The sequence below is a fragment of the Motilimonas pumila genome, from assembly GCF_003596335.1.
Taxonomy (GTDB): Bacteria; Pseudomonadota; Gammaproteobacteria; order Enterobacterales; family CBDFNC01; genus Motilimonas; species Motilimonas pumila.
In genome coordinates, this window is record NZ_QZCH01000017.1 from 57,435 (window position 1) to 82,246 (window position 24,812).

The following is a 24,812-nucleotide window of genomic DNA, read 5'->3' on the forward strand; positions in this document are numbered from 1 at the left end:
CATCCCACTGGCAATGTATTATTAAATCTAATACATAGCGATAACTCACGTTCCCCACAGCCAATACACTGGCACACTCAGTAAAATGGGTTGTATTTATAGTCCTTCCGTCACAATAATTTGCTGTGCAATATCTATCATGTTATTCGCGACTATATCTGGCGCCAAGTAATGTACGTTGTAAGGGGCTCCTGTTCGATCTACATAGGCCGCTTTTAAACCAGCTGCAAGCGCACCATGTGTATCCCAATCATGAGTCGCAATAAGCCTTGCTCGTTCTGGTTTGATTTGCAATTGCTGTAACGCAAATTGATATGCCGCATTTGACGGCTTAAACGTGTTGGCCCGCTCAACTGAAATTATGTCATCGAAATAATCTTTCAAACCCGCGAAAGACAATTGCGACTTAAGCAGTACAGTTGAAGAATTAGAGAGTGCAGCTAATTTAAAACCGGCCTGTTTTAGCAGTTTGAATGCAGGCTCAATATCGTTATGAGCAGGCAAGTTAGCGAAAGTGCCCAAAACATCGTGATAGCCTTCATCCGTTATGTTCCTACGCAGTCGACCGGCTATGGTCTTTAATGCTGCTAATGCTAGGCTTTTAAAATCAGTGGTTGTGCCTGTAACCAAACACACTGTCGATGAATGTAAAAGAATAGAGAACCAAGTGCTCATATGGCTCTCATTGCCAAAATAGGTGGCAAACTTGGGTTTGAGTACGTTCAGATCGAGTACGGTTTCATTAATGTCAAACAATACGGTTTGCGTGGGCATGTTGTTCTCCAATCATCCATTTATTTACAGGGCCAAACTCAAGCAAACGGATGATGACAAAAAATGTCGTCAATTTTGCTGTGAAGCAGTGCTTTGTCTTTATTCAGTTTCGCGAAGGTACGTAACCCAGTAATTTGGATTTGTATGTGGCTTGCTAGCGCTTCAGGATCTTTTTCTGTATCAATTAAACCTTGGATTTGGGCTTCTTTAATCAACTCTTCAAACTGTTGAGAGATTTCACCAAGGTGGGCTTTAGTCACATCAATGAGCTCTTGATTTTCCTCAGTCAGCTCACTCATGGTTTTTGCAAGCATGCACACACCGTTTGGCGCATCGGTTTGCGTATCGATCACCTGCGACTTAACAAATGCCTTCAGCACATCTATAGGGTTGTTACATTCATCGACTAAACGTTGCAACAGCGCAAGCCCCATGTCGGTATAGTTGCGAAGTGTCTCTTTAAACAACCCCTCTTTACTTCCAAAGGCTGAATAGATACTCCCAGGCCTCATATCAATCTCATCTTGCAGATTGCGCATTGAAGTTGCGTGAAAACCTTTTTTCCAATACAGGTTGGTCGCTTTGTCTACCACAGCTTGTCGGTCAAATTTTGCAGTCTTTGCCATAATTATTTTTTCAATTTTCGAATGTGAACACTCGTTCAATTATAAGCGTGAGACTCTTTTGGGTAAAGGGTGAAATTCCGAAAACTTAAACAGGCACATGATCACAAAGAATTCGAAAAAAATTATGCTTATAAATCTGATAGATAACATTCATCCTCAACTTAAATTGAACGATTGCTCAAAATAAAACTTGAACGATCGTTCAGGCGGACGTATAGTTCACTCCATTGACAAGGCCACGGGGTCTTTCTAGTGAGGTAACACACTCGTTCCTCCCTAATTTTTTAGAACGTTATATCAATTGGAGTTTTCAACATGAGCAAATTCACATTTCACACAGTAGAAACGGCACCAGAAAAAAGTAAATCAATGCTAGAAGGCGCAGTGAAGCAAATGGGTGCAGTACCGGGCTTGTACGCTGTTATGGCTGAGTCTCCAGAAACCCTTAAGGCGTATCAACAACTTCACCAACTATTCATGAATAGTTCATTCGATGCAGAAGAACTCACCGTGGTTTGGCAAACCATTAACGTTGAGCATGAGTGTACTTTCTGTGTCCCTGCTCATACCGTTATTGCACATTCAATGAAGGTTGATCCTGCGCTAACTGAAGCACTTCGTAATGAAGAAGCTATGCCAACTGCGAAACTGCAAGCATTGCATGACTTTACGTTAGCCATGGTTCGTGAGCGCGGAAATGTGTCAGACGAGCAAATGGAAGCCTTCTTTGCAGCAGGCTACGGCCAACAGCAAGTACTTGAAGTTATTCTTGGTCTTTCGCAAAAAGTGATCAGCAACTACACCAATCACGTGGCTAAAACACCAGCGGGCCCCATGTTTGAAAAATTCTCCTGGACTAAAAAAGCCTAATTAAACCATATAAATAACGTAGTTTTACCTAATTCTGGGTTAACCAGTGGGAGCATAAAGATGTCTTTTAACTTTAAACAAAAATATGGTGGCTGGGCTTTAGTGACAGGCGCAACATCGGGTATCGGCGAGCAGATGGCACAACAGCTTGCCGAAGATGGAATGAATCTTGTTTTAGTCGCTCGCCGTGAACAAGAGTTAAAGGACTACGCTCAAAAGCTGGCAACCCAGTACTCTATCGAAACCGATGTCATCGTCGCTGATTTGTCCACACAACAAGGCGTCGATGAAATCAAAGCCACCCAACACGACATAGGCTTGGTTGCACTGTCTGCTGGCCTAGAGACCAACGGTGCATTTGAGAAATTGGATCTCGCCGTTGAACGGCAGCTATTGCAAGTGAATGTAAACTCTGTGGTCGATCTGAGTCATCACTTTAGCAACACTATGATAGTGCGTGGCAAAGGAGGCATATTGTTGGTCGCGAGCATGTTTGGTCAGATGGCTTCTCCCTACTTCTCTACTTATGCTGGCTCCAAAGCTTTTGTGATTAACTTTGGTCAGTCACTTTATGGGGAGCTTAAATCAAAAGGTGTTGATGTCAGTATCTTATCCCCAGGTCTCACTAAAACACCAATGGCGGTCAGCACAGGTGTCAATTGGAACAAAGTGCCAATGGCCGCTAGATCAGCAGAGAAAGTGGCAAAAGTTGGTTTACAAGGTGTCGGCAAGCGAGTGTTAACGGTTCCCGGTTTACGCAACAACATAATGGCGTTTATGGCTGACTTAACACCTCGCAAAATGATGTCGCTCTCAATGCAAAAAATCTTGAACGCGGCATTGGATGCAAAACGCCTGTAACGCGATCTCATTTTTTAAAAGCTTGCGTATAGCAAGCTTTTCTACAGGAACTCTCCCATGGTTAAACGTATAAAACTCGACATTATTTCTGACGTAGTTTGCCCTTGGTGCATTGTAGGCTACAAGCACCTTGAAGCGGCCATTGAAGAATTGGGAATTCAAGGGCACATTGACATTGAGTGGCAACCATTTGAGCTCAACCCTGACATGCCTGCTGAAGGTGAAAATCTTCGAGATCATGTTGCTCGAAAGTATGGTGCATCTCCTGAGGATAGCGACAGCGCTCGGGCGAATATCGCAAGTAAAGGCGCTGAATACGGCTTTGTTTTTGACTATTTTGACAAAATGAAAATGGTCAACACACTCGACGCCCACGTGCTTCTTGAGCACGCTAAACAATTTGATTTGCAACATGCGCTAAAAATGCGACTTTTCTCGGCATTTTTTACCGAGCACAAAGACATTTCAAAGCGAGAAGTGCTACTTAGTGAAGCGCAATCTGTCGGAATCGACAAATTGAGTGCTGAAGCAGTGCTGAATGATCCTGCCTCTAAGCAAGTCGTACAAGAGGTTGAATCTCAGTGGCATCAAATGGGAGTTAGTGCTGTACCGACAGTGGTTTTTAACCGAGAAAGTGCGTTAACTGGCGCTCATCCAAAAGAGTCGTTTATACAGGTTTTGCAAGAACTCATGAATCAAGAAGGGGCGGCGAATGATTGACATTTATCTCTCACTGCTAGCCGCACTTAGCACGTTTGTTGGCGCTATTACTTACTTTCAAAGGTGAAGCAACGACAAACGCCTAAATTGCCTTTGTTTTTCATTGCATGCCTTGTTTTGGGCTCGGTTGTAGGGATGACGGCGATTTATTTCGCCATTAGGGCTCCAACACTGGGTTCGATTGTCGGCGTATTTTTAGCCAGCTTCCCTATTTTGATGAGCATCGTTTTTTATACGACGTTCAAAGAGTCAAAACCTCCACTTGGAGACATTCAGGTCAAGGTAGGTGATGCAATAATGCCTATTACTGCTGTGTATGGTGACGGTGAAACGTTTAGATTAGATGACTTACAGGGGCAACGAATATTACTGAAATTTTTCAGAGGAGCTTGGTGTCCCTATTGCAGCATGGAACTTAAGATGTTTGAAGATATGAAGCCGATCTTTGAGCGCTTTGATGTCAAGATTGTTGCTTTATCAAATGATGCACCCATGGCGGCGTTAAAGCATCAACAGCGCGATCAATTAACCCATCTACTGCTGTCAGACCCAGAATTAAAGGTAATCAAGCAATATGGAGTGGAACATCACAAAGCGCTTGGCGGTGACGGTGCATCAAGCCTGACACTATTTGGATTACCTTTTCCAACGAAGATGAAGTACAAGCCCATGGCAATCCCAACCTCAATCTTAATTGATGAAAAGGGGATTGTTCGGTGGATTGACCAGGCTGAAGACGTTCGCTTACGCGCGAGTGAAGAAAAATTAACTGCGGCTCTAAAGGACGCATTTACTGATTAACCAAACATGGTGCGCCACAATGATTCGGCATTGTGGCTCATGCGTTCAAACACAAGATCTCGAAATGCTACAACGCGTGAGGCGATCATCTTTCTATCCGTCCATACCATGTATGCTGTGCCTTTCGGGCATTCAACGTTCGGCAGTACAGCAACAAGCTGATTTTGCTCGCTTAGGCGTTGGAGTGCCACTTTGGGCATCAAACAAATGCCTGCACCGCTTATAGCTGCCTGAATATTAAGCCTTAAGCTGTTAATAGAATATTTTGGTTTAACGGGTATTTTGATTGACTCTCCCTCTTCATATAACTGCCAATATGGGAAATTATTTCCTGCTAGCACGTTGTGCTCAAGCAACGCTTTCACAGACTTAGGTGAGCCTCTTCGAGCTAAATAAGTTGGGGAAGCTGCCAATGCTAATTCAGTTTCAAAAAGTTGACGCTGAATTAGGTGAGAGGCGGTTGCAGGCATGGTCACAATCGCCAAGTCCATTTTCTCAGAGATGAATGTCTCTGCATCAGAAGAGAAATGAACATGGATATTCACATTTGGATGAATATCCATGAATTCCAATGCGAGCGCCTGCAAGAAAAAATCAGCAAACGGCTCTGGACATGAAATATGGATATTGCCAGTTAACTCACCCTGTGCGTTGGAAAGTCCCTGCCATTGTTCCTCTAATCCACGAAACAGCTCTGAGAACTTATTGTATATCTCCTCTCCAGCGTTGGTGAGTTGGAAGTTTTTTGAATCGCGGTGCAGCAGTTTTTCGTTAAGTTGCTGTTCAAGGTTAGCGACAGATCGTGAGACCGTGGGCGCTGACGTATTGGCTTTGATACTGGCTGCGGAAAATCCTCCACATTCTACCGAAAGGCAGAACCAATAGAGGTTGGTCATGTTTTTAGTTGTGATCATAGACAGACACCTGTTATCAAAAGATACATAAATGTACTTTTAAAATTCAACATTGTCTATTTTTGAATCATTAAGAGCCATTTATACTCACTCCATCAAATCGCCTAATAGCAACAAATTCTGGAGAAAGTAATCATGAAAAAATTTGACCGTAAATTTCAATACCCACTCATTGCATCGATGGTGCTGCCAACAATGCTGATCGGTATGTCAGGCATCATGGCGTTTCGTAACTTACCAAATGGTGGAGAATTTTTTTCTGCATGGGGCACAGCAATAGTGCAGGTTGTACCTTCCGCGCTATTGCTACTCGCTGTAGTCGCACCCGCAGTACGTTTATTTGTAACTAAAGTACTGCTTAAGCCAGAGCAAGCGTAACTCTCTCTAATCTCATCAATAACCCTAAAATTGGTACCAGGTATGAACAAACAAATATTGTTAGAAGCCATAATGATTGGAACAATGTTCTTAATTACAGCCGGCTATTTCGTTCGCTCAAAAGGCAGCGCTGCCAGCAAGGCGATAAACTTTGTGACCGCACTGTTGGGTGGATTTCTCGTTATGGCGGGGACGGCTAAGTTTTTCTTGCCTTTTGCCGATATTTTTTCAGCTCAAATTGCGCTAAGTGGTTTGCCGTTTCCTGCATTATCAAAATTTGCAGGGAAAATGGGCGAAATATTTGCAGGTCTGCTGTACTTAGCCATATTGACAGAAGGTAAGTTAATCTCTACTAAAATATCGACCTCCTTATTACATCTGGCAACGATGCTTACGGTAGTTATTATGAGCGTGGCAGTGTATGTACACCTTTCTCCTAATGTCCCAGCAGAAGTGCTACCGCTACAATCTAAGCCTCCTGTATTAACAGTGCTAGTTATGCTGATTTCTCTCGGCTTATGGTTTAGCAAGCGCAAAGCATAAGAATCTTCAATTTGAGATTTTGGCTCTCAATTGGCATACATAACCAGTTAGTTTGAGAGCCAGTGCCCTTTTTTTCTAACAGAATAGCTACCCCAGCAATAAGTGTACTGACTTATTGTAGACTGACGCCAGGCATCAGATAAATGAAGTAGGATGGAAGCGACAAGGAGCAAATTTCCCTTAGAAATACTTATCCCAAAAATGAGAACCTTAAAGCACGGTAACTCATTCCTGTCCAAAACCTTGCTAGAGATTGATCAGATTTTATAGTCATTTCCACAGTCCTTCTGAAGACAATGAGCTTTAAAAATGATCAACTTTTAGCTTTTATATAGCCTACGATTTGCATTCAAAGGGCGTTTCCGATCAAAGTCTATTGTTCTCCGATAGCACCACGGTTTAATCCTTGTGTGACAACAGGACACGGGTTGAGCAGTCACGAGCTTGTTTTCTTGTTTTTTTTGTCGTTAAGCTTCATTACCCGGTGTATTTTTTGGCGCGCGATTCATACGTTTTAGATCATCTGAATTAGGCATAGGGCTTGACCATACTTTATGGCATAATGCGCGCCATCTTTGCGGCCATTGCGGTCAAATTTGTTTTCAAAATCTGGGTAAATCTGTGTTAACAACTTCAAATATCACTATGCAATTTGGCGCCAAGCCACTTTTCGAAAATGTCAGCGTTAAATTTGGCGAAGGCAACCGCTATGGCTTAATTGGCGCCAATGGTTGTGGTAAGTCAACCTTTATGAAAATACTGGGTAACGACTTAGAGCCAAGCGCGGGCAACGTCTCAAAAGAGCCTAACGAGCGCATCGGTAAATTGAAGCAGGACCAATTTGCGTACGAAGAATACAGCGTTATCGATACCGTAGTGATGGGACATGAGGAATTGTGGGCGGTAAAATCTGAACGTGACGCCATCTACGCAAAAGCCGAGATGACTGACGAAGACGGTATTCGCGCCGGCGATCTTGAAGCTGAGTTTGCTGAAATGGACGGTTACACTGCGGAGTCACGTGCCGGTGAAATTCTATTGGGTGTTGGTATTCCGGTAGAGCAGCATTACGGCCCAATGAGTGAAATTGCCCCTGGTTGGAAGCTGCGTGTGCTTTTGGCCCAGGTGTTATTTTCCGACCCTGATATTATGCTTCTTGATGAGCCAACCAACAACTTGGACATTCATACCATCAGTTGGTTAGAAGGCGTGTTAAAAGAGCGTAACTGCACCATGATAATCATTTCCCATGATCGTCACTTTTTAAACAGTGTGTGCACCCATATGGCTGATTTGGACTACGGCCAATTACGCCTGTTCCCAGGTAACTATGATGAGTACATGACTGCAGCTACGCAAGCTCGTGAACGCCTGCTTGCCGATAACGCCAAGAAAAAAGCGCAAATTGCTGAGCTGAAAACATTCGTAAGCCGTTTCTCTGCCAATGCGTCTAAGTCTAAGCAAGCGACGTCGCGTGCCAAACAAATTGATAAAATACAAATTGAAGAAGTAAAACCGTCGAGCCGCCAGAACCCATTTATTCGTTTTGAGCAAGAGAAAAAACTGCACCGTAATGCCCTTGAAGTTGAAAGCTTAGGTCACAGCTATGATGAAACCTTGTTTAGTGGCTTAGATTTAATGGTGGAAGTGGGTGAGCGCATCGCCATTATTGGCCAGAATGGTATCGGTAAAACCACCTTGTTAAAGTGTTTGGTTAACGCTATTACGCCAACGAAAGGAAGCATTAAGTGGTCCGAGAACGCCAATTTAGGTTATTACGCTCAAGATCATGCGGATGATTTTGCGCAAGACCTAAACCTACTTGATTGGATGGGACAATGGCGTAACGAAGGTGACGACGAGCAAACACTGCGTGGTGTACTTGGTCGTTTACTGTTTTCGCAAAACGATATTAAAAAGTCGGTGAAAGTGCTCTCGGGTGGCGAACAAGGTCGTATGTTATTTGGCAAGTTGATCATGCAAACGCCAAATATTTTGTTGATGGATGAGCCTACCAACCACATGGACATGGAAACCATTGAATCATTAAACTTGGCGTTGGAAAACTACGCCGGCACCTTGCTATTTGTTTCTCATGACCGTGAGTTTGTATCGTCTCTGGCAACCCGCATCATTGAAATCACGGCAACAGGCATCAATGATTTCCACGGCAGTTACGACGACTACCTGAAAAGCCAAGAACAAGCATAGTAAGACAAGCATTCATTCGAGAAGTTTAGCCAATACAGGCTAAACTCAGCAGAGCGTTAGGGAGTATTCCACTCCCTGACCATTTCTGCGAGAGGATGCCAAATTGCGCCTAATACTTCAGTCGTCTGCCAAAAGCCCAGCATTGAGCCTGCAATCAAGAGTAAAATAAAAATAAAGCACAACTTAATGATCCGCTTTAACAGTATCACAGCCATCTCCTTTGCAATATTTATCACAACAAAACCGTTGTTTTTAAAGTATTAATATAAACTTAACTCAATAAAAATAATAGCCATTACTCGGCACAAGAGAAGCAATATGACAAATATAATTTCAGGCACCTTGAGCAAGATGCGCAGCGAGCACGGCGCTACCGTGCAGTACTATTTACCAGTAGGGGACAATCAGTTACACCTGAATCCTTACCTAGGAAAAACTTTGAGCTTTACCCACACTGGCAACATTTATTGCGACGCGTGCGGTAAAAAAACCAAGAAGAGTTACTCTCAAGGGCACTGCTTTCCGTGCATGAAAAAGCTGGCCCGTTGTGACATGTGTATCATGAAACCAGAAACCTGCCACTTTGCCCAAGGCACCTGCCGCGAGCCTGAATGGGCTGAGCAATTTTGTATGACAGACCACTTTATTTATTTGTCGAACACTTCTGCGCTAAAGGTAGGAATTACGCGCCACAGCCAAATTCCCACGCGCTGGATTGATCAAGGAGCAACACAGGCCTTACCCATTTTTAAGGTGAGCAGCCGTAAACTCTCTGGTTTAATTGAAGTTGCACTTGCCAAGCACGTGGCTGATAAAACCAACTGGCGGGCAATGCTTAAAGGCGACAACGCTCCGTTAGATCTGCGCGCATTAGCCGATGAATTAATTCCTGAAATCGAATCGACGTTAGCTGAACTTAGCGCGGATTACCCAGACGGTGCGATTGAACCATTGAATGCAGATATTGTGGATATTCGCTACCCAGTACTTGAATACCCGAGCAAAATAAGCAGTTTTAATTTAGACAAAGCGCCAGAGGTCAGCGGCACCTTGCTGGGCATTAAAGGTCAGTATCTTATCTTTGATACGGGCGTTATCAATGTGCGGAAATTTTCCTCTTACGAAGTCGAGGTCGTACAATAGTTACTTTTGCGGGATTGAAGGCATTCTTTGGTAGTGTTTATCTAAGAATGCCTATTGCTTATCACACCTGGGTGCAAACCTTCTAGCTTGCTGGTAACTCTGACTACACTGCGCCCCCCATTCGTTGTGCAATTCCTGATCCTTATCCATTTCCAACTGCTTGGTTGCGGCTAGGTATGACTCAATAGTGCAGCCGCAGCTAAAACCATGCCTTTAATCAATTTTATTGCTAAATTAGCGAAATTCATTGCTAAACCGGACATATGACGCATAACTGACTGTTAAATATTGGCATCGCTCGACAAATGGACTGTCATTGTTTAAAACAGCAGGCGATAAAATATTATGTTGTTATTTTGAGAGATTAAAGAGGCTTATCAATGAAAAATTCGCCATCTCTGCTGTCCCGCATGTTTTCGGGCAGCTTAGTGCTACAAATCGCTATTGGTATTATAGCCGGTGCCATCCTTGGCTCGGTTTCTCAACAAGCGGGAACGCAAGTGGCCTTTTTAGGCAGTTTATTTGTTGGTGCATTAAAAGCGATAGCTCCCATTTTGGTATTTGTATTAGTCGCAGCTTCAATTGCTAATCAAAAAAAGAATGCACATACCAATATGAAGCCGATCTTGATGTTGTATTTCTTTGGCACTTTCGCCGCGGCATTAACGGCAGTGGTATTGAGTTTTATATTTCCAACCACCCTTGAATTGGTTGCGGCGCAGGAAGTGGCTGCTCCGCCTCAAGGCATTGCCGAAGTATTGAACACCTTATTATTTAAAGTGGTGGATAACCCTGTTAATGCTTTGGTTCACGCGAACTATATAGGCATTTTGGCTTGGAGCATTGGCTTAGGTTTAGCGCTGCACCATGCCAGTGACACGACGAAACAAGTTTTTTTAGACGTCAGTAACGGGGTATCACAAATGGTGCGCTTTGTTATTCGTTTGGCGCCTATTGGTATTTTTGGGCTTGTCGCAAATACGGTGGCACAAACCGGTTTCTCTTCGATGGCCAGTTACGGCCAAATAGTGGCGGTGCTATTGGCTGCAATGTTGATCATTGCCTTGGTAGTGAACCCTTTAATTGTTTACTACAAGTTAAAACAAAACCCTTATCCATTAGTATTTACTTGCCTTAGAGAAAGTGGCGTCACGGCATTTTTCACTCGCTCAAGCGCGGCGAATATTCCAGTTAATATGGCCTTGTGCGAAAAGATGAAATTGCACAAAGATACATATTCTGTGTCTATTCCATTAGGCGCGACCATCAATATGGCAGGGGCGGCTATCACCATTACCATTTTGACACTGGCAACTGTGCATACCCTTGGTATTCAAGTGGACATTTTAACCGCACTGCTGCTGAGCATTGTCGCGGCAGTATCGGCCTGTGGTGCATCTGGCGTTGCTGGCGGCTCACTGCTACTTATCCCATTGGCGTGTAGCTTGTTTGGTATTCCAAATGACGTGGCAATGGAAGTAGTCGCCGTGGGGCTTATCATTGGTGTAATTCAAGACTCGGCAGAAACGGCACTCAATAGCTCTACCGACGTACTGTTTACTGCGACAGCTTGTAAGGCGGCAGAGCAAGCCTAAAATGAAGGGCTGACTGATGACATAAAAAAGGCTGCTAAGCAGCCTTTTTTTATGCCTGATTTTGCGCTTTAAAACGGCGCCGGAAAGCGTTTTAAAACAGTTTGAACTTGCTCGGCGAGTGCATCTGACAGCGGCATATCAAATGCGGCGATATTCTCTTTTAGCTGCGCCATGGTGGTCGCGCCAATGATGGTTGAAGTCACGCCATCCACTTGGTCACACCATGCGAGGGCAAGCTGACTAGGGGTGTAACCGTTAGCGTTCGCGAGATCAACATAAGCGGCTACTGCTTGTTGAGCTTGTTCTGTATCTCGAAATAGCCCGTTGCGCTGCATAAACGTCCAGCGACTGCCATCTGGCCTTGCGCCGTTTAGGTATTTGCCTGCCAACATGCCAGTAGCCAACGGCGACCAGGGCAGGTAAGCCACGTCTTCTTGCACACAGTTTTCAATTAAATACGGCCAATCTTTGGCATGTAATAAGTTAAATTCATTTTGAATTGACGCCATGCGAGGCAATTTGTGTTGCTCGCTGAGCTTGAGGTAGGTATTGATGCCCCATGTGGTGTCATCTGACAGGCCACAGTGGAGAATCTTTCCGGCCTCAACGCAGCTTTGTAAGCCTTGTAAAATGTCGAGCATCTGCGCGGTATGTTCTTGGCTGTCAAACTCACTGAAGCGCACTTGCCCTGGGCTATGTTTTCCAAAATGCGGCGAAGTACGATTTGGCCAGTGCAGTTGATACAAATCGATATAGTCCGTTTGCAGCCGTTTTAACGAAGCATCTACTGCGGTAATCACACTTTTACTGTTTATTGGGCCGCCATCGCGGATCCAAGGAATGCCTGGGCCAGCGATTTTACTGGCAATAATGAGGTCTTTACGTTGAGCTTGATGGCGCGCCAGCCAGTCACCAATAATGATTTCAGTTTTACCGTAGGTATCGGCAGAAGGAGGCACGGCGTAGAGTTCTGCCGTATCAATAAAGTTGACGCCTTGACTGATGGCATAATCTATCTGCTCATCTGCGTCTTGTTGCGTGTTTTGCAATCCCCAAGTCATGCTGCCTAAACAAACACGAGAAACGTTAAGGTTGGTACGGCCTAATGCAGAATACTTCATGAAACCCCTTATAATGAATGCGTTAAATGCGTAATCAAGATTGACACAAAAACAACAAAGATGAAAACACCGGTTGGCATAAAGCAAAAATAAAAAATCAGTGCCAGTTTTTCTATCACATGATAGTATATAAGTGTATCAATTGAATTAGAGGTGCCTATGCTCGCATCCATCGAACAATACCAGCCGACAAGCAGCCATAAAGAAAACTTTTGGCGCGAAATTGGCGTCCCGGCGCGGGGTGAGAAACTTTATCAGGCCCTGCATCAAGGTTTGCCATTTTCGGTGTATAACCAGTTGTCTGCTTTATCGGGCCTAGACAAAAAAGAGTTGGCTAAAGTCACGGTGATCGCGCCGGCAACGCTTCAGCGTAGAGCCAAGTCGGGCCACTTTAATCAGGTGGAAAGTGACCGCTTGTACCGCTTTGCTGAACTGCTGAAAGCGGCCATCGATTTATTTGAAGGCAATAGCGAACAAGCCAAACTTTGGTTAACCCAGCCCGTTCGTGGATTGGGCCAACGCCGACCAATAGACATGCTTGCCACGTCAGCTGAAACCGAAGCTGTGATGTCTTTAATTGGCCGCTTAGAGCATGGTGTGTTTGCTTGAGCGATCTGGCACTTTATCGCATTGTTAAACGCAAGTTTTCGAGCAGCGCTTTCGATGGTGAAGGCGCGCGTCTATTTGGCGGACGTTGGAACAGTAAAGGCAAAGCGTGCGTGTACCTTGCAGGCTCAGAGTCGTTGGCGATATTGGAAGTATTGGTTCATATTCAGGCGCCAGACATTTTAAGCCAGTACGACCTCTTTAAATTACACGTGCCTCGTAAGCAAGCGTTATTCCTAAGCGATTTACCCGACAATTGGCGTGATGATCCAGCCCCTTATGAAACCGCAGAAATGGGTGACGATTGGTTAGCCAGCAAGGCCAGTTTAGCCCTGGCGGTGCCCAGTGTGATTGTGCCTAGGGAGTGGAATTTTATTCTTAACCCCAAGCATGCTGGTTTTGAAGCCGCCATCAGCAGCGCTGAGCAATTAAACTTCACCTTAGATGACCGTTTATTGCCATAGCCTCTCATTGCCATAGCCTCTGATAACCATAGTCTCGGTGTTTAATAGCACCCATTACTATATTCCTTCGTGGACGCTACACGGCAGCGCCACTACTCTGTTTGTTCCCACGTTTGCTTTTTCCGGTAAATGGTTGATGGACTCACGTCGAGCAGGGCGGCGGCTTTTGGAATATTGCCATCGCAAATGTTGATAGCTTGCTCAATGGCCTGTTTCTCAACTTGCGCCAATGGCGTAATTTGATTGGGCTCGGTAATCTCAGGCGTGGCCAAGCTCGCTGTAGCTGTTTGCACAGGTTGGCCCATTGCCGAGGTTTGCGCAGAGATTTGATTGAGCGGGGCAGGCAAGTGCTCTAACTGAACCGTTTCGGCGTCGTGTAGCACCACAATATTACGAATGATATTTTGCAGCTGCCTCACGTTACCTGGCCAATCGTATTGATGGCAAAATAAGTGTTCTACTTCGGCTGAAAACTGTTTAAATTGTTTTCCTTCTTCTTGGCTATAATTGAGCAGAAAATCGCTGGCAATAGCGATAATGTCTTGTTCTCGTTCGCGCAGTGGAGGCAGTTGCAGCGGCAAAACGTGTAGGCGGTAGTAAAGATCTTCTCGGAATCGACCGCTGGCAACGTCTGCAAGTGGGTCACGATTAGTGGCACAAATGAAACGCACGTCTACTTGCTCTAATTTATTGGAACCCACCTTTTTGAAGCTGCCAGTTTGAATAAAGCGTAATAGTTTTGTTTGCAGATCCAAGTCCATTTCACACAATTCATCGAGAAATAAACTGCCGCCATCGGCTTGGGACGCTGCGCCTTTGCGCTCTGAGCTAGCCCCGGTAAATGCGCCTTTAACATGGCCAAAAATTTCACTTTCCATCAGGTCTTTTGGAATAGCGCCGCAATTGATCGCGACAAAAGCTTGCTTAGCTCTGGGCCCTTGAGCATGAATAGCTTCGGCGCAGACTTCTTTGCCAGTGCCGCTTTCACCTGTGATAAATACGGTCGCTTTACTGGGCGCAGCCGAGTCTATAATGCGATAAACGGTTTGCATGCTTAAGCTTGAGCCTATAAAGCCATGGTAACGATTACGCTCAAAGGTATTTTGGAAATCATTGACGATGGTTTGTAACCTGGCTTGCTCTAGCAGGTTGTTGACCGAGGTTTTTAAGCGGCTCGCCGATACCGGCTTTTCAATGAAGTCTTTGGCGCCTTCACGCATCATATCCACCGCAATGCCGACTGAGCTGTGCCCCGTGATCACAATTACGAAACACTCTTGGCCGTTCTGACGCATCCACTTTAAAGCGGCTAAACCATCCATATCGGGTAATTTGTAATCCAGTAACACTAAGTCGATGTTGTGCTCTGTCATTAGCTGCTGCATTTGCGCGCCAGTGGTAGCAAAATGCAAGAACAGGGTCTCATTCTTTAAATATTGCTCGTACAGCCTGGCTTGTGGAGCTGAGTCTTCAACTATCAAAACGTTGGGAAATTTAGGCATTGGTTGCTCCTGATGGCATGAAACCTTGTTTGGCTCGTTTGCTTAATTTTTCAAATGACGGCTGGGCAAGGTTAACAAGTTGCTGGCCCGCAGTAATTGCTTGCGCAAAGTCTTCCTGTTGACAAGCTCGCTCGGCGCTGCGCGCAATATGGTGCAGTTTAACGTTACCGTGGGCGATTGCACTGGAGCCTATAGTATGACATTCAAACTCCAGTGTTTTGTAGTCTGTAGCCGCGATGGCATCTTGGATCAAGGCGAGGCGGGATTCACTGTCTTCGATATATAAAAGCAGTAAATCCGGCACTATGTCAGCGCTGGTATCGGCCACCAACTGCAGTAAAATACTTTCATCGACCAATGCATAATCATCCATATTTTGTGTCGATGGTGCCGCGGTTTGTGACAGCGCAGCAGGTGCAGGGTCAGTTTGCGTCCAGCGGCAGATACACGCTAAGGTGGCTTCACGATCAATCGGTTTACTGAGGTAATCATTCATGCTGGCTTGTAAGAATCTGTCTTTATCACCTTGTAGGGTATGAGCGGTCAGCGCCACAATGGGCACATTACAGGCTGGAGCGGACAATTGCCTGATATGTTGAGTGGCCTCCATGCCGTCCATTTCCGGCATAGAGATATCCATTAACACTATGTCATAGGGCAGGGTGCGCACGGCTTCAACGGCTTCAAAGCCATTAGAAACCACGTCCACTTGCAGCTCGGCAAATTCTAAAATACTTTTGATAACCATTTGGTTAGCGGGATTATCTTCTGCTAGCAATACACGCACGTTGTTTAAAGGTAATTGTTTTATTTGTTGCGCGCTGAGCTCTTGTTTGTCATCGCTTTCTTGAGCCAATTGCAGCTCAATGGTGAAGTCGAACGTGCTGCCATGATTAATCTCACTGGTCACTGTGATTTCCCCCTTCATTAGGGTAACCAAGCGTTTACAAATGGCCAGACCAAGGCCGGTGCCTTCGTAGCGACGAGAATGGGTTTGATCTACCATGGTAAACTCGTCAAATAACGACGCTAAATGATCCGGCTTTATACCTATGCCCGTGTCACTGACGCGGCAGCGAATGATGGCGTTATGGCCATTGGTTGAGACTAAGCTCGCCGACACTTTCACCTGGCCATGACGGGTAAATTTAATGGCATTGTTGATAAGGTTTATCAGTACTTGTCTTAATCGATCGGGGTCGCCACTGACAAATTGCGGCAATTGTGGCCCTAACTGTAGCGTCAAGGCGAGTTGTTTTTTAAACGCCAAACTATTAAGCAGTTCATTACAATTTCGCAGTAATTTATGTAAATCAAAACGGGTATGCTCTAATTGCAGTTTATCGATATCCATCTTGGTAAAGTCCAAAATGTCATTGATAATGGTCAGTAACAACTCGCCGGATTCTCTGCCCATTTGCACCAATTCTAATTGTCTCGGAGTTAAGTCGGTGTCTTTAAGCAGGCCTAGAATACCCAATACCGCATTCATTGGCGTGCGAATTTCATGGCTCATGGTGGCCAAAAAGCGACTCTTAGACTCATTGCTCATCTCGGCTTCATAACGCGCGCTTCGCAATTTTTCTTCGTTGGTCTTTTGCTCAGTGATATCCATAAAGTGGGCAATGTAGTGGCTGATTTCACCATTCTCGCTTTTCACTGAGGAAATATTGAGGTACTCAGGGTAAATCTCACCATTTTTACGCTTATTATAAATTTCACCACTCCACTCACCGTTGACGATAAGTGAGTTCCACATTTGTTCGTAATATGCTTGATCATGTTGCCCCGAGGCGAGAACTTTCGGCGTTTTTCCTACCACTTCATCATTGCGGTAACCGGTAATACGGGTAAAGGCATTGTTGGTTCGCATGATCACGCTGTTGGTATCACAAATAAAAATAGCTTCACTGGACTCAAACGTTTGCGCGGCTAAACGCAATTCTGTCTCCGCCGCTAAGCGATCGCTGATATCACGAATAAAAGCGGTGAAAAACATGCCTTGTTCGGTTTCTATTGGAGCAATATTAATCTCAATCGGTACCGAGTGACCTTGTTTATGCATGGCGTTTAACTCAAGGCGTTGATTCAGCACAGGGGAGGATTTGGTGAGCAAAAATTGTTGCATGCCTTGATGGTGTGCATCGCGTTTTTGCGGAGAAATGATAAAGTCAGCCAAGTTTTTTTGATGGATTTCCTCATAGCGCCAGCCAAACACCTGTTCAGCCATCTTGTTGTAATCCAACACATGGCCTAGGTCGTCAATGGTGATCATGGCATCGAGAGAAGCGGTCAATATGGCGTTGTTTTTTGCTTGGTTTTGACTGGCTATTTCAGTGAGTTCTCGCTGCTTGTCGATGCTTTCAGAAAGTTGCTGATAACTGGTTGCTAAGGTCGTCGACATGGCGTTAAGAGCATGACCAACCTCGGCTATCTCGTCGTTACCAACCACTTCAATTTGGTGGCCAGGCCCGGCTAATGCGATGTTCTCTGACGCTTGCTTTAAATTCCTTAACTGTCGGGTTAAATAGCTGCCAAGCAAAAATGAGAATACCAACACCAAGGCAACCTCTATGCTAGCGATAAGCATGATCCAACGATGCGCTCGACCCAACTGTTGCTGCAAAGGGTGAGTAGAAATACCCACCTCGATACGACCAAAAGTGACGCCACTGGCAGTGATATCCACATGGGTATCAAACACGCCATCTTGGGTTTCAGCCAATGAATGGTCTGGGCTATGATCCAAGGCTAGCATGCCAGGTTTACCACCTTCGGCCAGTACCACGTCATTATTGTTTAAAATTCTTGCATACATGACGTCTTGATTGGTAGTCACTTCATCGATAAAGCTTTGCAGGCTTGCTAAATCGGTCGCTAGTACAGCATCGGTGACTGAGGTGGCAAATAGCGCCGAGGTATTTTGGGCGTGAAGTTTTAATTGCTCTTCATTGGTTTGTTTTAAAAAATTCACCACGCTAATGATGAGCACTAGCAGTAAAGCGCTTTGTAATAACGTAATCGCGATGATGGTTTTTAAACGAAAGCTCATGCCGGCCTCAAATTAGGGTTCAAGTTGGGGGAGGTTAAGGGATCTAATATCGTCCCAATCTTGATTCTGAGCCTGACTAAAGCCTTTGATACTGAGATTTTTCAATGCTTGTTGGCCTTCGCCAGTGTTCGACAAATTCACCAGAGCTTGCTGCAGTTTGCTTTGTATTTCAGGTGCTAACCTAGGGTGGGTGGCAATGGCGTGCGGCGTGTAGCCAAGACTGGTGTATAAAACGGTCAACTTATCTTTGACGTTTTTTTCGGTATTGTTAAAGGTACGAATAACACCGCCACCGGCTGGGTACAAACCTTTTGCCACTGCGCGATAAACAGAGTCGTGAGACGAGACATAAGCCACGTCAAAATCAACCTTGTGCTGGCGCAGCGCAGCTTGCGTGATGATGGTGGCAGCAAAAGCGGCTGGCGACGGAAACGCCAAGGTTTGCTGCTGTAAATCGCTCAGTTCGTTGATAGCTGCATTCTTAGGCACTACTATGATGCCTTTAATTTGTTTGTCTTTGGCTTTGGCGATGGCGTTATAACCGACCCGTTGGTGAAACTCGACATAATGGTAAGGATTCATGTAGGCGATATCATATTGGCCTTGGCTAAGGCGCTGTTCAAAAGTGGGGATATCTGGGGCCGTGGCAAAGCGGATATCAACACCGCTGTGAAGACTCAGTTGTTGCAGCAGCGGCCCCCAGCGTTTAACGAGTTTACTGGCGGATTGCTGCGGCACGATGCCAAACGTCAGCGACGTGCTTGCGTTTGCAGGTGATGTTTGCGCTTGCGTTGCAGCGCAAAGCCAAAAAAAACAAAGTGCAACATAGGTTGCAGGCAAACGAGTTAAACGATTCATATATACACCTAAACAAATAACAAGGCTTAAGTTCCACACTTAAGCCTGATTTAATCTTAATGGATCTAGGTTAAAACTCTAATATCTCAATGAGATAATGATTAAAACCGGCGCTCAGTTAGCAAAACTGAGACATCAAGCCTGACTTGGTTCAATTAACATCAATAAGGCATCATCACTCGGTTTACGGCAGGTGATCTCATCAAACACTTGCATCACTTCCACCATGGCTTTATCGATGGGTAAGCATAGGGTGCTTTTAAGGGCTTTGACTAACGCGTGTTGCAATTTGGCACGGCCTACGTCATCTGTGGCGGACTCAAATAAACCATCGGTGTAAAATGCCAGACGCTGACCCGGCAGCACCTGCATTTGTAATACATCGTAATGAGCGTGGGGCAGCAAACCTGGCATCACACCTGTGATGTCTATTGGCACGGCTTTGTCGGCGCACACCAATAAAGGCGCAGGGTGTCCAGCGCTGGCAATGTCAATCATGCCATGGGGCGATAACTGGATAGAGCATGCAGTCAGAGTCACTTTAGACAAGACTTGATCGGATAGTGCAAAATGAGAAACCTGCTGCAAGATCTGATTGGCTTGCTGCTGCGCAGACAAACTTTGCATTAAGCCATGAATAAAGCCACAGCAAGCGTGTGAAAAGAATTTAGCACTGTCATCGTGACCCATAATGTCAGCCAGCACCAGTTGTGTCATCGCCGGGAAGCGTTTGTATGTCAGCAAGTCGCCGCCGCCCAAGCCAGTGTTTCTGCTTGCGACTTGGCAACGCCAGCCCTGTAATTCAGTGGGTAAATCAGGCTGCAATGACGCGCTAATGTCTTGCTCTATGCGATGACTTAATTGTTGATAAACCTGTAAGTTACGCTCTAATACTCGCTCAACTGAGCGGCACAACTGTTTTTTGCTGATGGGCTTTAACAAGTAATCGTCAATGCCCAAACCATTGGCTTGCTGTTGCACCAGTTCATCATCAGCTGCGGTTAGGAATATAAATGGCATCATCGCGCTGCCTTTTAAGCAGGCGATTTTTTTGCGCAGTGTTAATCCGCTCATGTTGGGCATACGGATGTCGGAAACGACTAAATCTATTTCAATTTGTTGAAGTTTTTCAAGGGCCTGCTCGCCATCTTGCGCAGTGACAATGCGATATGTTTGATTTAAATATGCCCGATAAAGGGCCAGCAAACTGGCGTTATCTTCAACCAGCAAGAGCGTGGGCTTAACGTTAAGTTGGCGCTGCCAAGTTAAAATAAGACAGTTGCTGCGCCCAGTGCTTTGATAGTGTTGCTGATCTGACACGCTTGTGATGATGGCAAGACCGCGACCATTTTCTTGTTCAGAGAAATTGAGTAAAACTTGATCGTCGGCGTGTTCAGTGGGAGAAAAAGCAGCGCCATCATCTTCGATAGACAATTGCCAGCCGGTATCTGTGGCTTGCAGTTGCACGCCTACTTGTGTGATGTCTTGGGCGTAGCGATAAAAATTGGTCAGTACTTCCGATAAACACAATAGCATTTTTTGCTGCAACTCTGTTGGTACGGCAAAATTCGGCAATTGCAGTTGCAGCGCTTGGCGGCATAGGCTGATAGCGTCGAGGCAAATTGGGCCCTTGAGTGTTTGCTGAAACAAGGTGACATTCATACTTCTACCTTCAATAAACGGCTATTTGAGATGCCTTTTTTGATTGCAACAGACAAAGGCCCAAGCCAACGACCGGCTTTGTTGGTTTGTCGCAATAACTCATAGGCCAAGCGAGGGTTTTGTGCGTCGTTATACACGCAGCCCAGCAATTTAGCCTTGGCTTTGTCGAGTTTTCCCATAGCATTACTGAGCATGGCTTGACTGGTCTTACCTGCCATGACCATCAATATAGCGCCATCGGAAATCGCGGCCACGTGCTCTGCAGGAATATTATGCTGGTTTATTTGATTGATGGGCGATGTATCAAAAATGACACAATCCACTTGGGTCAACCATTGCTGCAATTGTTGCGCGAGGCCTTGACCGTGTCGCAGAGCCATAATGTGCACGCGTTGCTGCGGGGCGGGTACCCCGAGCAACACGCCATCAAGGTGCTCGCTAGTGATCAAGCTTGGTGGTTGGAAACCCGCATCATCGACTAAGCCGGTTGTCGATGACTTCTGTGCTGGGTCCACCGCATGGATGCTAGGCCGGTATAAATTCAGGTCTACCACTAAGGTGCGATACCCGGCTAAAGTATGGCGCTGGGCGAGGGCAAGGGCGAGGCTGGTTACCCCTTCTTGCTCATTGGCAGCGCACACGGTTAGCGCCAATTTATCAGCATGAAACACTTGGTGATAAATCTGTTCTATCTCAAGGTTTTGATACGCTAGTTGCATGTTAAAGTCCTATTAGTGCGCCTAAAGCTACAATTTTCACCACGTCGTTCAGGCCGCGACGAAAAGTCTCAAAACCGCTTTCTCGGCGATAAGGTACATACACGGTGTCGCCTGCTCGCAATACCGGCAAGTCGTTAAAAGATGCCGTGTACGTGAACTCCTTAAGGTTGAAGCTGCGAGCCTGGTCTTGACAACATGACACATTGACCACGGTGATATTTTCAATGTAAGCGTCTTCTATGGTGCCACCGGACTCTGCGAGTAAGTCCAAAATTGTCATGGTGTCGTCAAAACGATAGCGACCGGGTTTGTTCACCGCGCCAATGACACGCACGGTTGACTCCTTGGTTTGGTCGAGCCAAAGGCGGTTTTTTTCTGGAATATAAATGGTGTCTCCGGTTTTCACCCGCGGCAGTAAACTTTCATCACCGGTTTCGAAATACATGGCTAAATCTAATTTACTGACGCCTTTGCGAGCATTGTCTCTGTGATTGATGCGAATATTACGCAGGTCTGCTTTATCAGTTGGGCCATCAGCCGCCGATAAAATGTCTAAAAAGTTCATTTCATTAGAAAACATGTAGCGACCAGGGGCTCCCACTTGGCCAAAGATGTATATCGACTTGTTAGACGCTTGTCTGACCCACTGAGATTTATTATCACTGGGATCAACTGGCAGTTCGTGCACCATGATAGTACTGCCGGCGACAATGGCGGGTAATTCACTGTCTTTGCGACCATTGCGAATAAACGCATTGAGGTCAAAATTGACGACTTGGTTGTTGCCCGTGGCCTGCGGGATCACAATTTCAATATTGTTCGTATCAGCCTTTGATGAAGGTCCGCCAACATGAGCCAATAAATCCAGCAAAGACATTTCGTTAGACCATTCGACACGTCCTGGCCTCACCACTTGACCTATCACACGCACCGCGCGATTAGGGGTTACTTTGAGCCAAGACTTTTCATTCATGTCCGTCTTTTCAGGGACAAAAATGGCATCTCCAGGGCCGACAGTGGGTGGCTTTCTGCCTGCGCCACCTTCAGTGTAAGCGGTTAAATCAAACGGCACGATTTGGCCATTGCCTTTAATGATGCGAATTTGGCGAGACTCAGCAAAACGATTAGGGCCGCCAGCATTAGCCAATATGTCCATAAAAGTCGCGCCCGCTTGGCTTTCGTACGCGCCAGGATGGGCAACTTCACCCATTACGTACACCATGTTACCGCCGCTTTTTATGGCTTCTTCTTGTTTGGGCACAAAAATGGTCGTCCCAGCTTGCAGCGGTGGCAGGTGCTTTTGTTTGCCGGTGTCTAAGTAGGCTTTTAAATTAAAGATCGCGGGTTTGCCAGAAGTGATCACCCGGATTTTCTCAACATCAGCGTATCGAGTCACGCCGCCTGAGCCCATTAGCAAATCAACAATGTCTCGTGACGCTTGAAAGGCAAAGCTTCCCGGGCGATTCACTTCCCCAAAGACCTTAATGGCTTGGCTGTCGTTGGCTACATCGCCTGCATTAACAATATCCGCCGGGTTAAACTCTACTTCTACATTGCCCGTCATGGGTGAAGAAGGCACAAAAATGGCGTCTAAAGACTGTAATTGAGGTAACAATTGACGGTTACCTGTGTCCAAGTACTGTTTGTAATTGAATATTGAGGTTTTATTGTCTCGGGTCACTTGTACTTTGTCGAGTTGAGCGCCACGGCGCAGTCCCCCGGCTGCATGTATCGCCATTTGTACTGAGGCTTGACGGGACAGGGTATATTCACCCGGGCTGTTAACATAGCCACGCACAGAAACAATTTTCTGCTGACGTAAAATACGCACGCGTAATTGTCTGGTGTCTTTAAAGACAGATTGAAAGGCGCTTTGTAATTTTTGCTGAGCCTGTTGCTCTGATAATCCAGACAGAGAGACGCGGCCAATTTCTGGCAGTGAAACGCGGCCTTGGCGATCAACACTGAACGGTTTACTTAAGCTTTGTTCACCGGCTAAATCAACACTAAGTAAATCGCCGGGTTGAATCGTTGCACTTTGGACTTGCCCTGCTAATAAGAAACTCAAACAGAGCGTTATAAGGCGTAGCCATGTTAAATGGCTTTTATTGATGGTATTCATAACGTGTTACCTCCTAATGGAGACGCTTGTGCCAACAGTTCTATCGTGACACGGCGATTGATAAGGTCAATTTGCGGTGCGTCGCCTTGATATAAGGGCTGATGCTCTCCGTTTCCTTTAACTTGAATCAAACTGGGGTTGATACCAAAAATCTGTAAATAGCGCTCAACTTGCTTGGCGCGCTCAAGAGACAAAGTTAAATTGGCCGCGGACTGACCTTTGGCATCAGTATGGCCGGTGATCACTATGGTGATATTGCGGTGATCTTTTAGCTCGGCGCAGACCTGTGCTAGCTGGCCAATATACCTAGGGTTCAACTCACTAGAGTCGGTTACAAATTGGTTATTATTGTTAAGTTGGCGCGTCAAACGTTGAAGATCTGCGTCGCTCAGTCGCATGGCGTGAGAAGCAGTAATTGGCGCTACTTGCTGTGGGCTGTCGTAAACACAAGTATCTTGTAATTGCACATAGTTTAGCCTGCGCTCAAGTCGCGCTAATTTATCACGTTGAATGATCAAGTCATTCGCCGCGTCGGCTTCTAAGCCACCTTGCAGTTCTCTGGCAATACGATTTTGTCTGATTTGCGCCTCTTTGACACTCGCGGGAAAACAAATATTGGCGCCGGCTTGAATTAAGTCTTGCAGGTGGCGCATGCTCATTTGTTGCTCAAAGTATAAGGCGTTTTCCATGCCAACGGGATGGTTGCTGCGATGGGCAACGTCCTCCGTGTACGTGAGGTCATGCTCTGCAAATCCCCCTTGGCTTGGCGGCGCTTTGTGGCTACAAGCGGCTAGAAGTGAAAAGCTTAATGTGGCGAACACTTTGCTTAACTTATCCATGTTGCACCTCCTGCTCATCGACATACGAAAGTGCAATAGCACTGTCAATGCGTAACAGCTTCATCAGATCTTTGGGTTGGCCGTGAACACCCACAATTTCAATGGTGCGTTGCTGTTGTTTTAGTCGTTTGAATAAAAACACAATGGCGCCTATTCCTGATGAGTCCATGAAACTGACTTGGCTGACATCCATCACGATATGGGGATGAGGCAAGTCCGTTACCTTTTCTAGGCGAGGTCGAATTTTACTACAACCCAGTGCGTCCATTTCTCCGGAAAGGTTAAGCACTAATTGCTGCGTCGATAAATCGTTCATTTCAATTTGCATGGCTAGCGTCCTCTCAAAAAATATTTCTTATCACTACAGGATTGATGTTGCAGGCTTTATGCCTACTTTTATATCTAATTAAAACAGTGACTTAAAATAATCT

At 45.6% G+C, this 24,812-nt stretch carries 24 protein-coding genes; 11 read left to right on the top strand and 13 right to left on the bottom strand.

The window, feature by feature from the left end; translation table 11 throughout:
* Window positions 1-96: 96 nt before the first annotated feature.
* Window positions 97-774, bottom strand: a complete 678-nt coding sequence (locus D1Z90_RS13290) for a haloacid dehalogenase type II (RefSeq protein WP_119911263.1) — start codon at window positions 772-774, stop codon at window positions 97-99.
* A 38-nt stretch (window positions 775-812) separates the two neighbouring features.
* Window positions 813-1,367, bottom strand: a complete 555-nt coding sequence (locus tag D1Z90_RS13295) for a TetR/AcrR family transcriptional regulator (protein ID WP_232525260.1) — start codon at window positions 1,365-1,367, stop codon at window positions 813-815.
* Between the two features lie 348 nt (window positions 1,368-1,715).
* On the opposite strand from D1Z90_RS13295, the gene D1Z90_RS13300 reads away from it, so the two are divergent.
* The 4 genes from D1Z90_RS13300 (at window position 1,716) to D1Z90_RS13315 (ending at window position 4,652) form a co-directional block, all read left to right on the top strand.
* Window positions 1,716-2,270, top strand: a complete 555-nt coding sequence (locus D1Z90_RS13300) for a carboxymuconolactone decarboxylase family protein (protein ID WP_119911265.1) — start codon at window positions 1,716-1,718, stop codon at window positions 2,268-2,270.
* A 60-nt stretch (window positions 2,271-2,330) separates the two neighbouring features.
* The gene (locus tag D1Z90_RS13305) at window positions 2,331-3,131 is read left to right on the top strand and encodes an SDR family NAD(P)-dependent oxidoreductase (RefSeq protein ID WP_119911266.1); all 801 of its coding nucleotides are present in this window, start codon (window positions 2,331-2,333) and stop codon (window positions 3,129-3,131) included.
* 57 nt (window positions 3,132-3,188) lie between these two features.
* On the top strand, window positions 3,189-3,851 hold the full coding sequence (locus D1Z90_RS13310; protein ID WP_119911267.1) for a DsbA family oxidoreductase: 663 nt from the start codon (window positions 3,189-3,191) through the stop codon (window positions 3,849-3,851).
* Between the two features lie 135 nt (window positions 3,852-3,986).
* Complete coding sequence (locus D1Z90_RS13315) at window positions 3,987-4,652, top strand: peroxiredoxin family protein (protein ID WP_147378768.1); 666 nt, start codon at window positions 3,987-3,989, stop codon at window positions 4,650-4,652.
* Here D1Z90_RS13315 and D1Z90_RS13320 read toward each other — a convergent pair.
* Complete coding sequence (locus D1Z90_RS13320) at window positions 4,649-5,566, bottom strand: LysR family transcriptional regulator (protein WP_119911269.1); 918 nt, start codon at window positions 5,564-5,566, stop codon at window positions 4,649-4,651. The genes D1Z90_RS13315 and D1Z90_RS13320 overlap by 4 nt on opposite strands.
* A gap of 135 nt (window positions 5,567-5,701) precedes the next feature.
* Between D1Z90_RS13320 and D1Z90_RS13325 the strand changes: the two genes are divergently transcribed.
* From D1Z90_RS13325 to D1Z90_RS13335, 3 genes are all read left to right on the top strand, one after another.
* A complete protein-coding gene (locus tag D1Z90_RS13325; protein WP_119911270.1) occupies window positions 5,702-5,944 on the top strand; it encodes a DUF2798 domain-containing protein in 243 nt (80 codons plus the stop codon).
* 42 nt (window positions 5,945-5,986) lie between these two features.
* Window positions 5,987-6,487 carry a hypothetical protein gene (locus tag D1Z90_RS13330; protein ID WP_119911271.1) on the top strand — a complete coding sequence of 167 codons (501 nt, stop codon included), beginning with the start codon at window positions 5,987-5,989 and terminating at the stop codon, window positions 6,485-6,487.
* A gap of 621 nt (window positions 6,488-7,108) precedes the next feature.
* Complete coding sequence (locus tag D1Z90_RS13335) at window positions 7,109-8,698, top strand: ABC-F family ATPase (protein WP_119911272.1); 1,590 nt, start codon at window positions 7,109-7,111, stop codon at window positions 8,696-8,698.
* Window positions 8,699-8,754: 56 nt separating this feature from the next.
* On the opposite strand, the gene D1Z90_RS21325 is transcribed toward D1Z90_RS13335, so the two are convergent.
* Window positions 8,755-8,907 (bottom strand): hypothetical protein, encoded by a 153-nt coding sequence (locus D1Z90_RS21325; RefSeq protein WP_158587139.1) that lies wholly within the window; start codon window positions 8,905-8,907, stop codon window positions 8,755-8,757.
* Between the two features lie 121 nt (window positions 8,908-9,028).
* On the opposite strand from D1Z90_RS21325, the gene D1Z90_RS13340 reads away from it, so the two are divergent.
* Both D1Z90_RS13340 and sstT read left to right on the top strand, forming a co-directional pair.
* Window positions 9,029-9,841 carry a DUF2797 domain-containing protein gene (locus D1Z90_RS13340; protein WP_198419190.1) on the top strand — a complete coding sequence of 271 codons (813 nt, stop codon included), beginning with the start codon at window positions 9,029-9,031 and terminating at the stop codon, window positions 9,839-9,841.
* A 380-nt stretch (window positions 9,842-10,221) separates the two neighbouring features.
* Window positions 10,222-11,436, top strand: a complete 1,215-nt coding sequence (sstT, locus tag D1Z90_RS13345) for a serine/threonine transporter SstT (RefSeq protein WP_119911274.1) — start codon at window positions 10,222-10,224, stop codon at window positions 11,434-11,436.
* A 68-nt stretch (window positions 11,437-11,504) separates the two neighbouring features.
* Here sstT and D1Z90_RS13350 read toward each other — a convergent pair whose 3' ends face one another.
* Complete coding sequence (locus D1Z90_RS13350) at window positions 11,505-12,557, bottom strand: aldo/keto reductase (RefSeq protein ID WP_119911275.1); 1,053 nt, start codon at window positions 12,555-12,557, stop codon at window positions 11,505-11,507.
* A gap of 159 nt (window positions 12,558-12,716) precedes the next feature.
* Between D1Z90_RS13350 and parS the strand changes: the two genes are divergently transcribed.
* Window positions 12,717-13,166 carry a type II RES/Xre toxin-antitoxin system antitoxin gene (parS, locus tag D1Z90_RS13355; protein WP_119911276.1) on the top strand — a complete coding sequence of 150 codons (450 nt, stop codon included), beginning with the start codon at window positions 12,717-12,719 and terminating at the stop codon, window positions 13,164-13,166.
* Entirely contained in the window at window positions 13,163-13,627 is a 465-nt protein-coding gene (locus tag D1Z90_RS13360) for an RES family NAD+ phosphorylase (RefSeq protein WP_119911277.1), read from the top strand. Before parS ends, D1Z90_RS13360 begins: the two co-directional genes overlap by 4 nt.
* 92 nt (window positions 13,628-13,719) lie before the next feature.
* On the opposite strand, the gene D1Z90_RS13365 is transcribed toward D1Z90_RS13360, so the two are convergent.
* The 8 genes from D1Z90_RS13365 to D1Z90_RS13400 all read right to left on the bottom strand — a co-directional run bounded on the left by D1Z90_RS13365 (window position 13,720) and on the right by D1Z90_RS13400 (window position 24,709).
* Window positions 13,720-15,129 (bottom strand): sigma-54-dependent transcriptional regulator, encoded by a 1,410-nt coding sequence (locus tag D1Z90_RS13365; protein WP_119911278.1) that lies wholly within the window; start codon window positions 15,127-15,129, stop codon window positions 13,720-13,722.
* Window positions 15,122-18,181 (bottom strand): PAS domain S-box protein, encoded by a 3,060-nt coding sequence (locus tag D1Z90_RS13370; RefSeq protein WP_119911279.1) that lies wholly within the window; start codon window positions 18,179-18,181, stop codon window positions 15,122-15,124. The genes D1Z90_RS13365 and D1Z90_RS13370 overlap by 8 nt, the downstream gene beginning before the upstream one ends.
* Before the next feature lie 12 nt (window positions 18,182-18,193).
* Window positions 18,194-19,039 carry a phosphate/phosphite/phosphonate ABC transporter substrate-binding protein gene (locus D1Z90_RS13375; protein ID WP_119911280.1) on the bottom strand — a complete coding sequence of 282 codons (846 nt, stop codon included), beginning with the start codon at window positions 19,037-19,039 and terminating at the stop codon, window positions 18,194-18,196.
* A gap of 135 nt (window positions 19,040-19,174) precedes the next feature.
* Window positions 19,175-20,701, bottom strand: coding sequence for a response regulator (locus D1Z90_RS13380; RefSeq protein WP_119911281.1), 1,527 nt, complete (start codon window positions 20,699-20,701; stop codon window positions 19,175-19,177).
* Window positions 20,698-21,420: a P-loop NTPase family protein gene (locus D1Z90_RS13385; RefSeq protein WP_119911282.1), complete on the bottom strand. Its 723-nt coding sequence runs from the start codon at window positions 21,418-21,420 to the stop codon at window positions 20,698-20,700. Before D1Z90_RS13385 ends, D1Z90_RS13380 begins: the two co-directional genes overlap by 4 nt.
* Window position 21,421: 1 nt before the next feature.
* A complete protein-coding gene (locus tag D1Z90_RS13390; RefSeq protein ID WP_119911283.1) occupies window positions 21,422-23,542 on the bottom strand; it encodes an SLBB domain-containing protein in 2,121 nt (706 codons plus the stop codon).
* Window positions 23,539-24,381, bottom strand: coding sequence for an OmpA family protein (locus tag D1Z90_RS13395; RefSeq protein WP_158587140.1), 843 nt, complete (start codon window positions 24,379-24,381; stop codon window positions 23,539-23,541). The genes D1Z90_RS13390 and D1Z90_RS13395 overlap by 4 nt, the downstream gene beginning before the upstream one ends.
* A complete protein-coding gene (locus tag D1Z90_RS13400; protein ID WP_119911285.1) occupies window positions 24,374-24,709 on the bottom strand; it encodes an STAS domain-containing protein in 336 nt (111 codons plus the stop codon). Before D1Z90_RS13400 ends, D1Z90_RS13395 begins: the two co-directional genes overlap by 8 nt.
* Window positions 24,710-24,812: the final 103 nt, after the last annotated feature.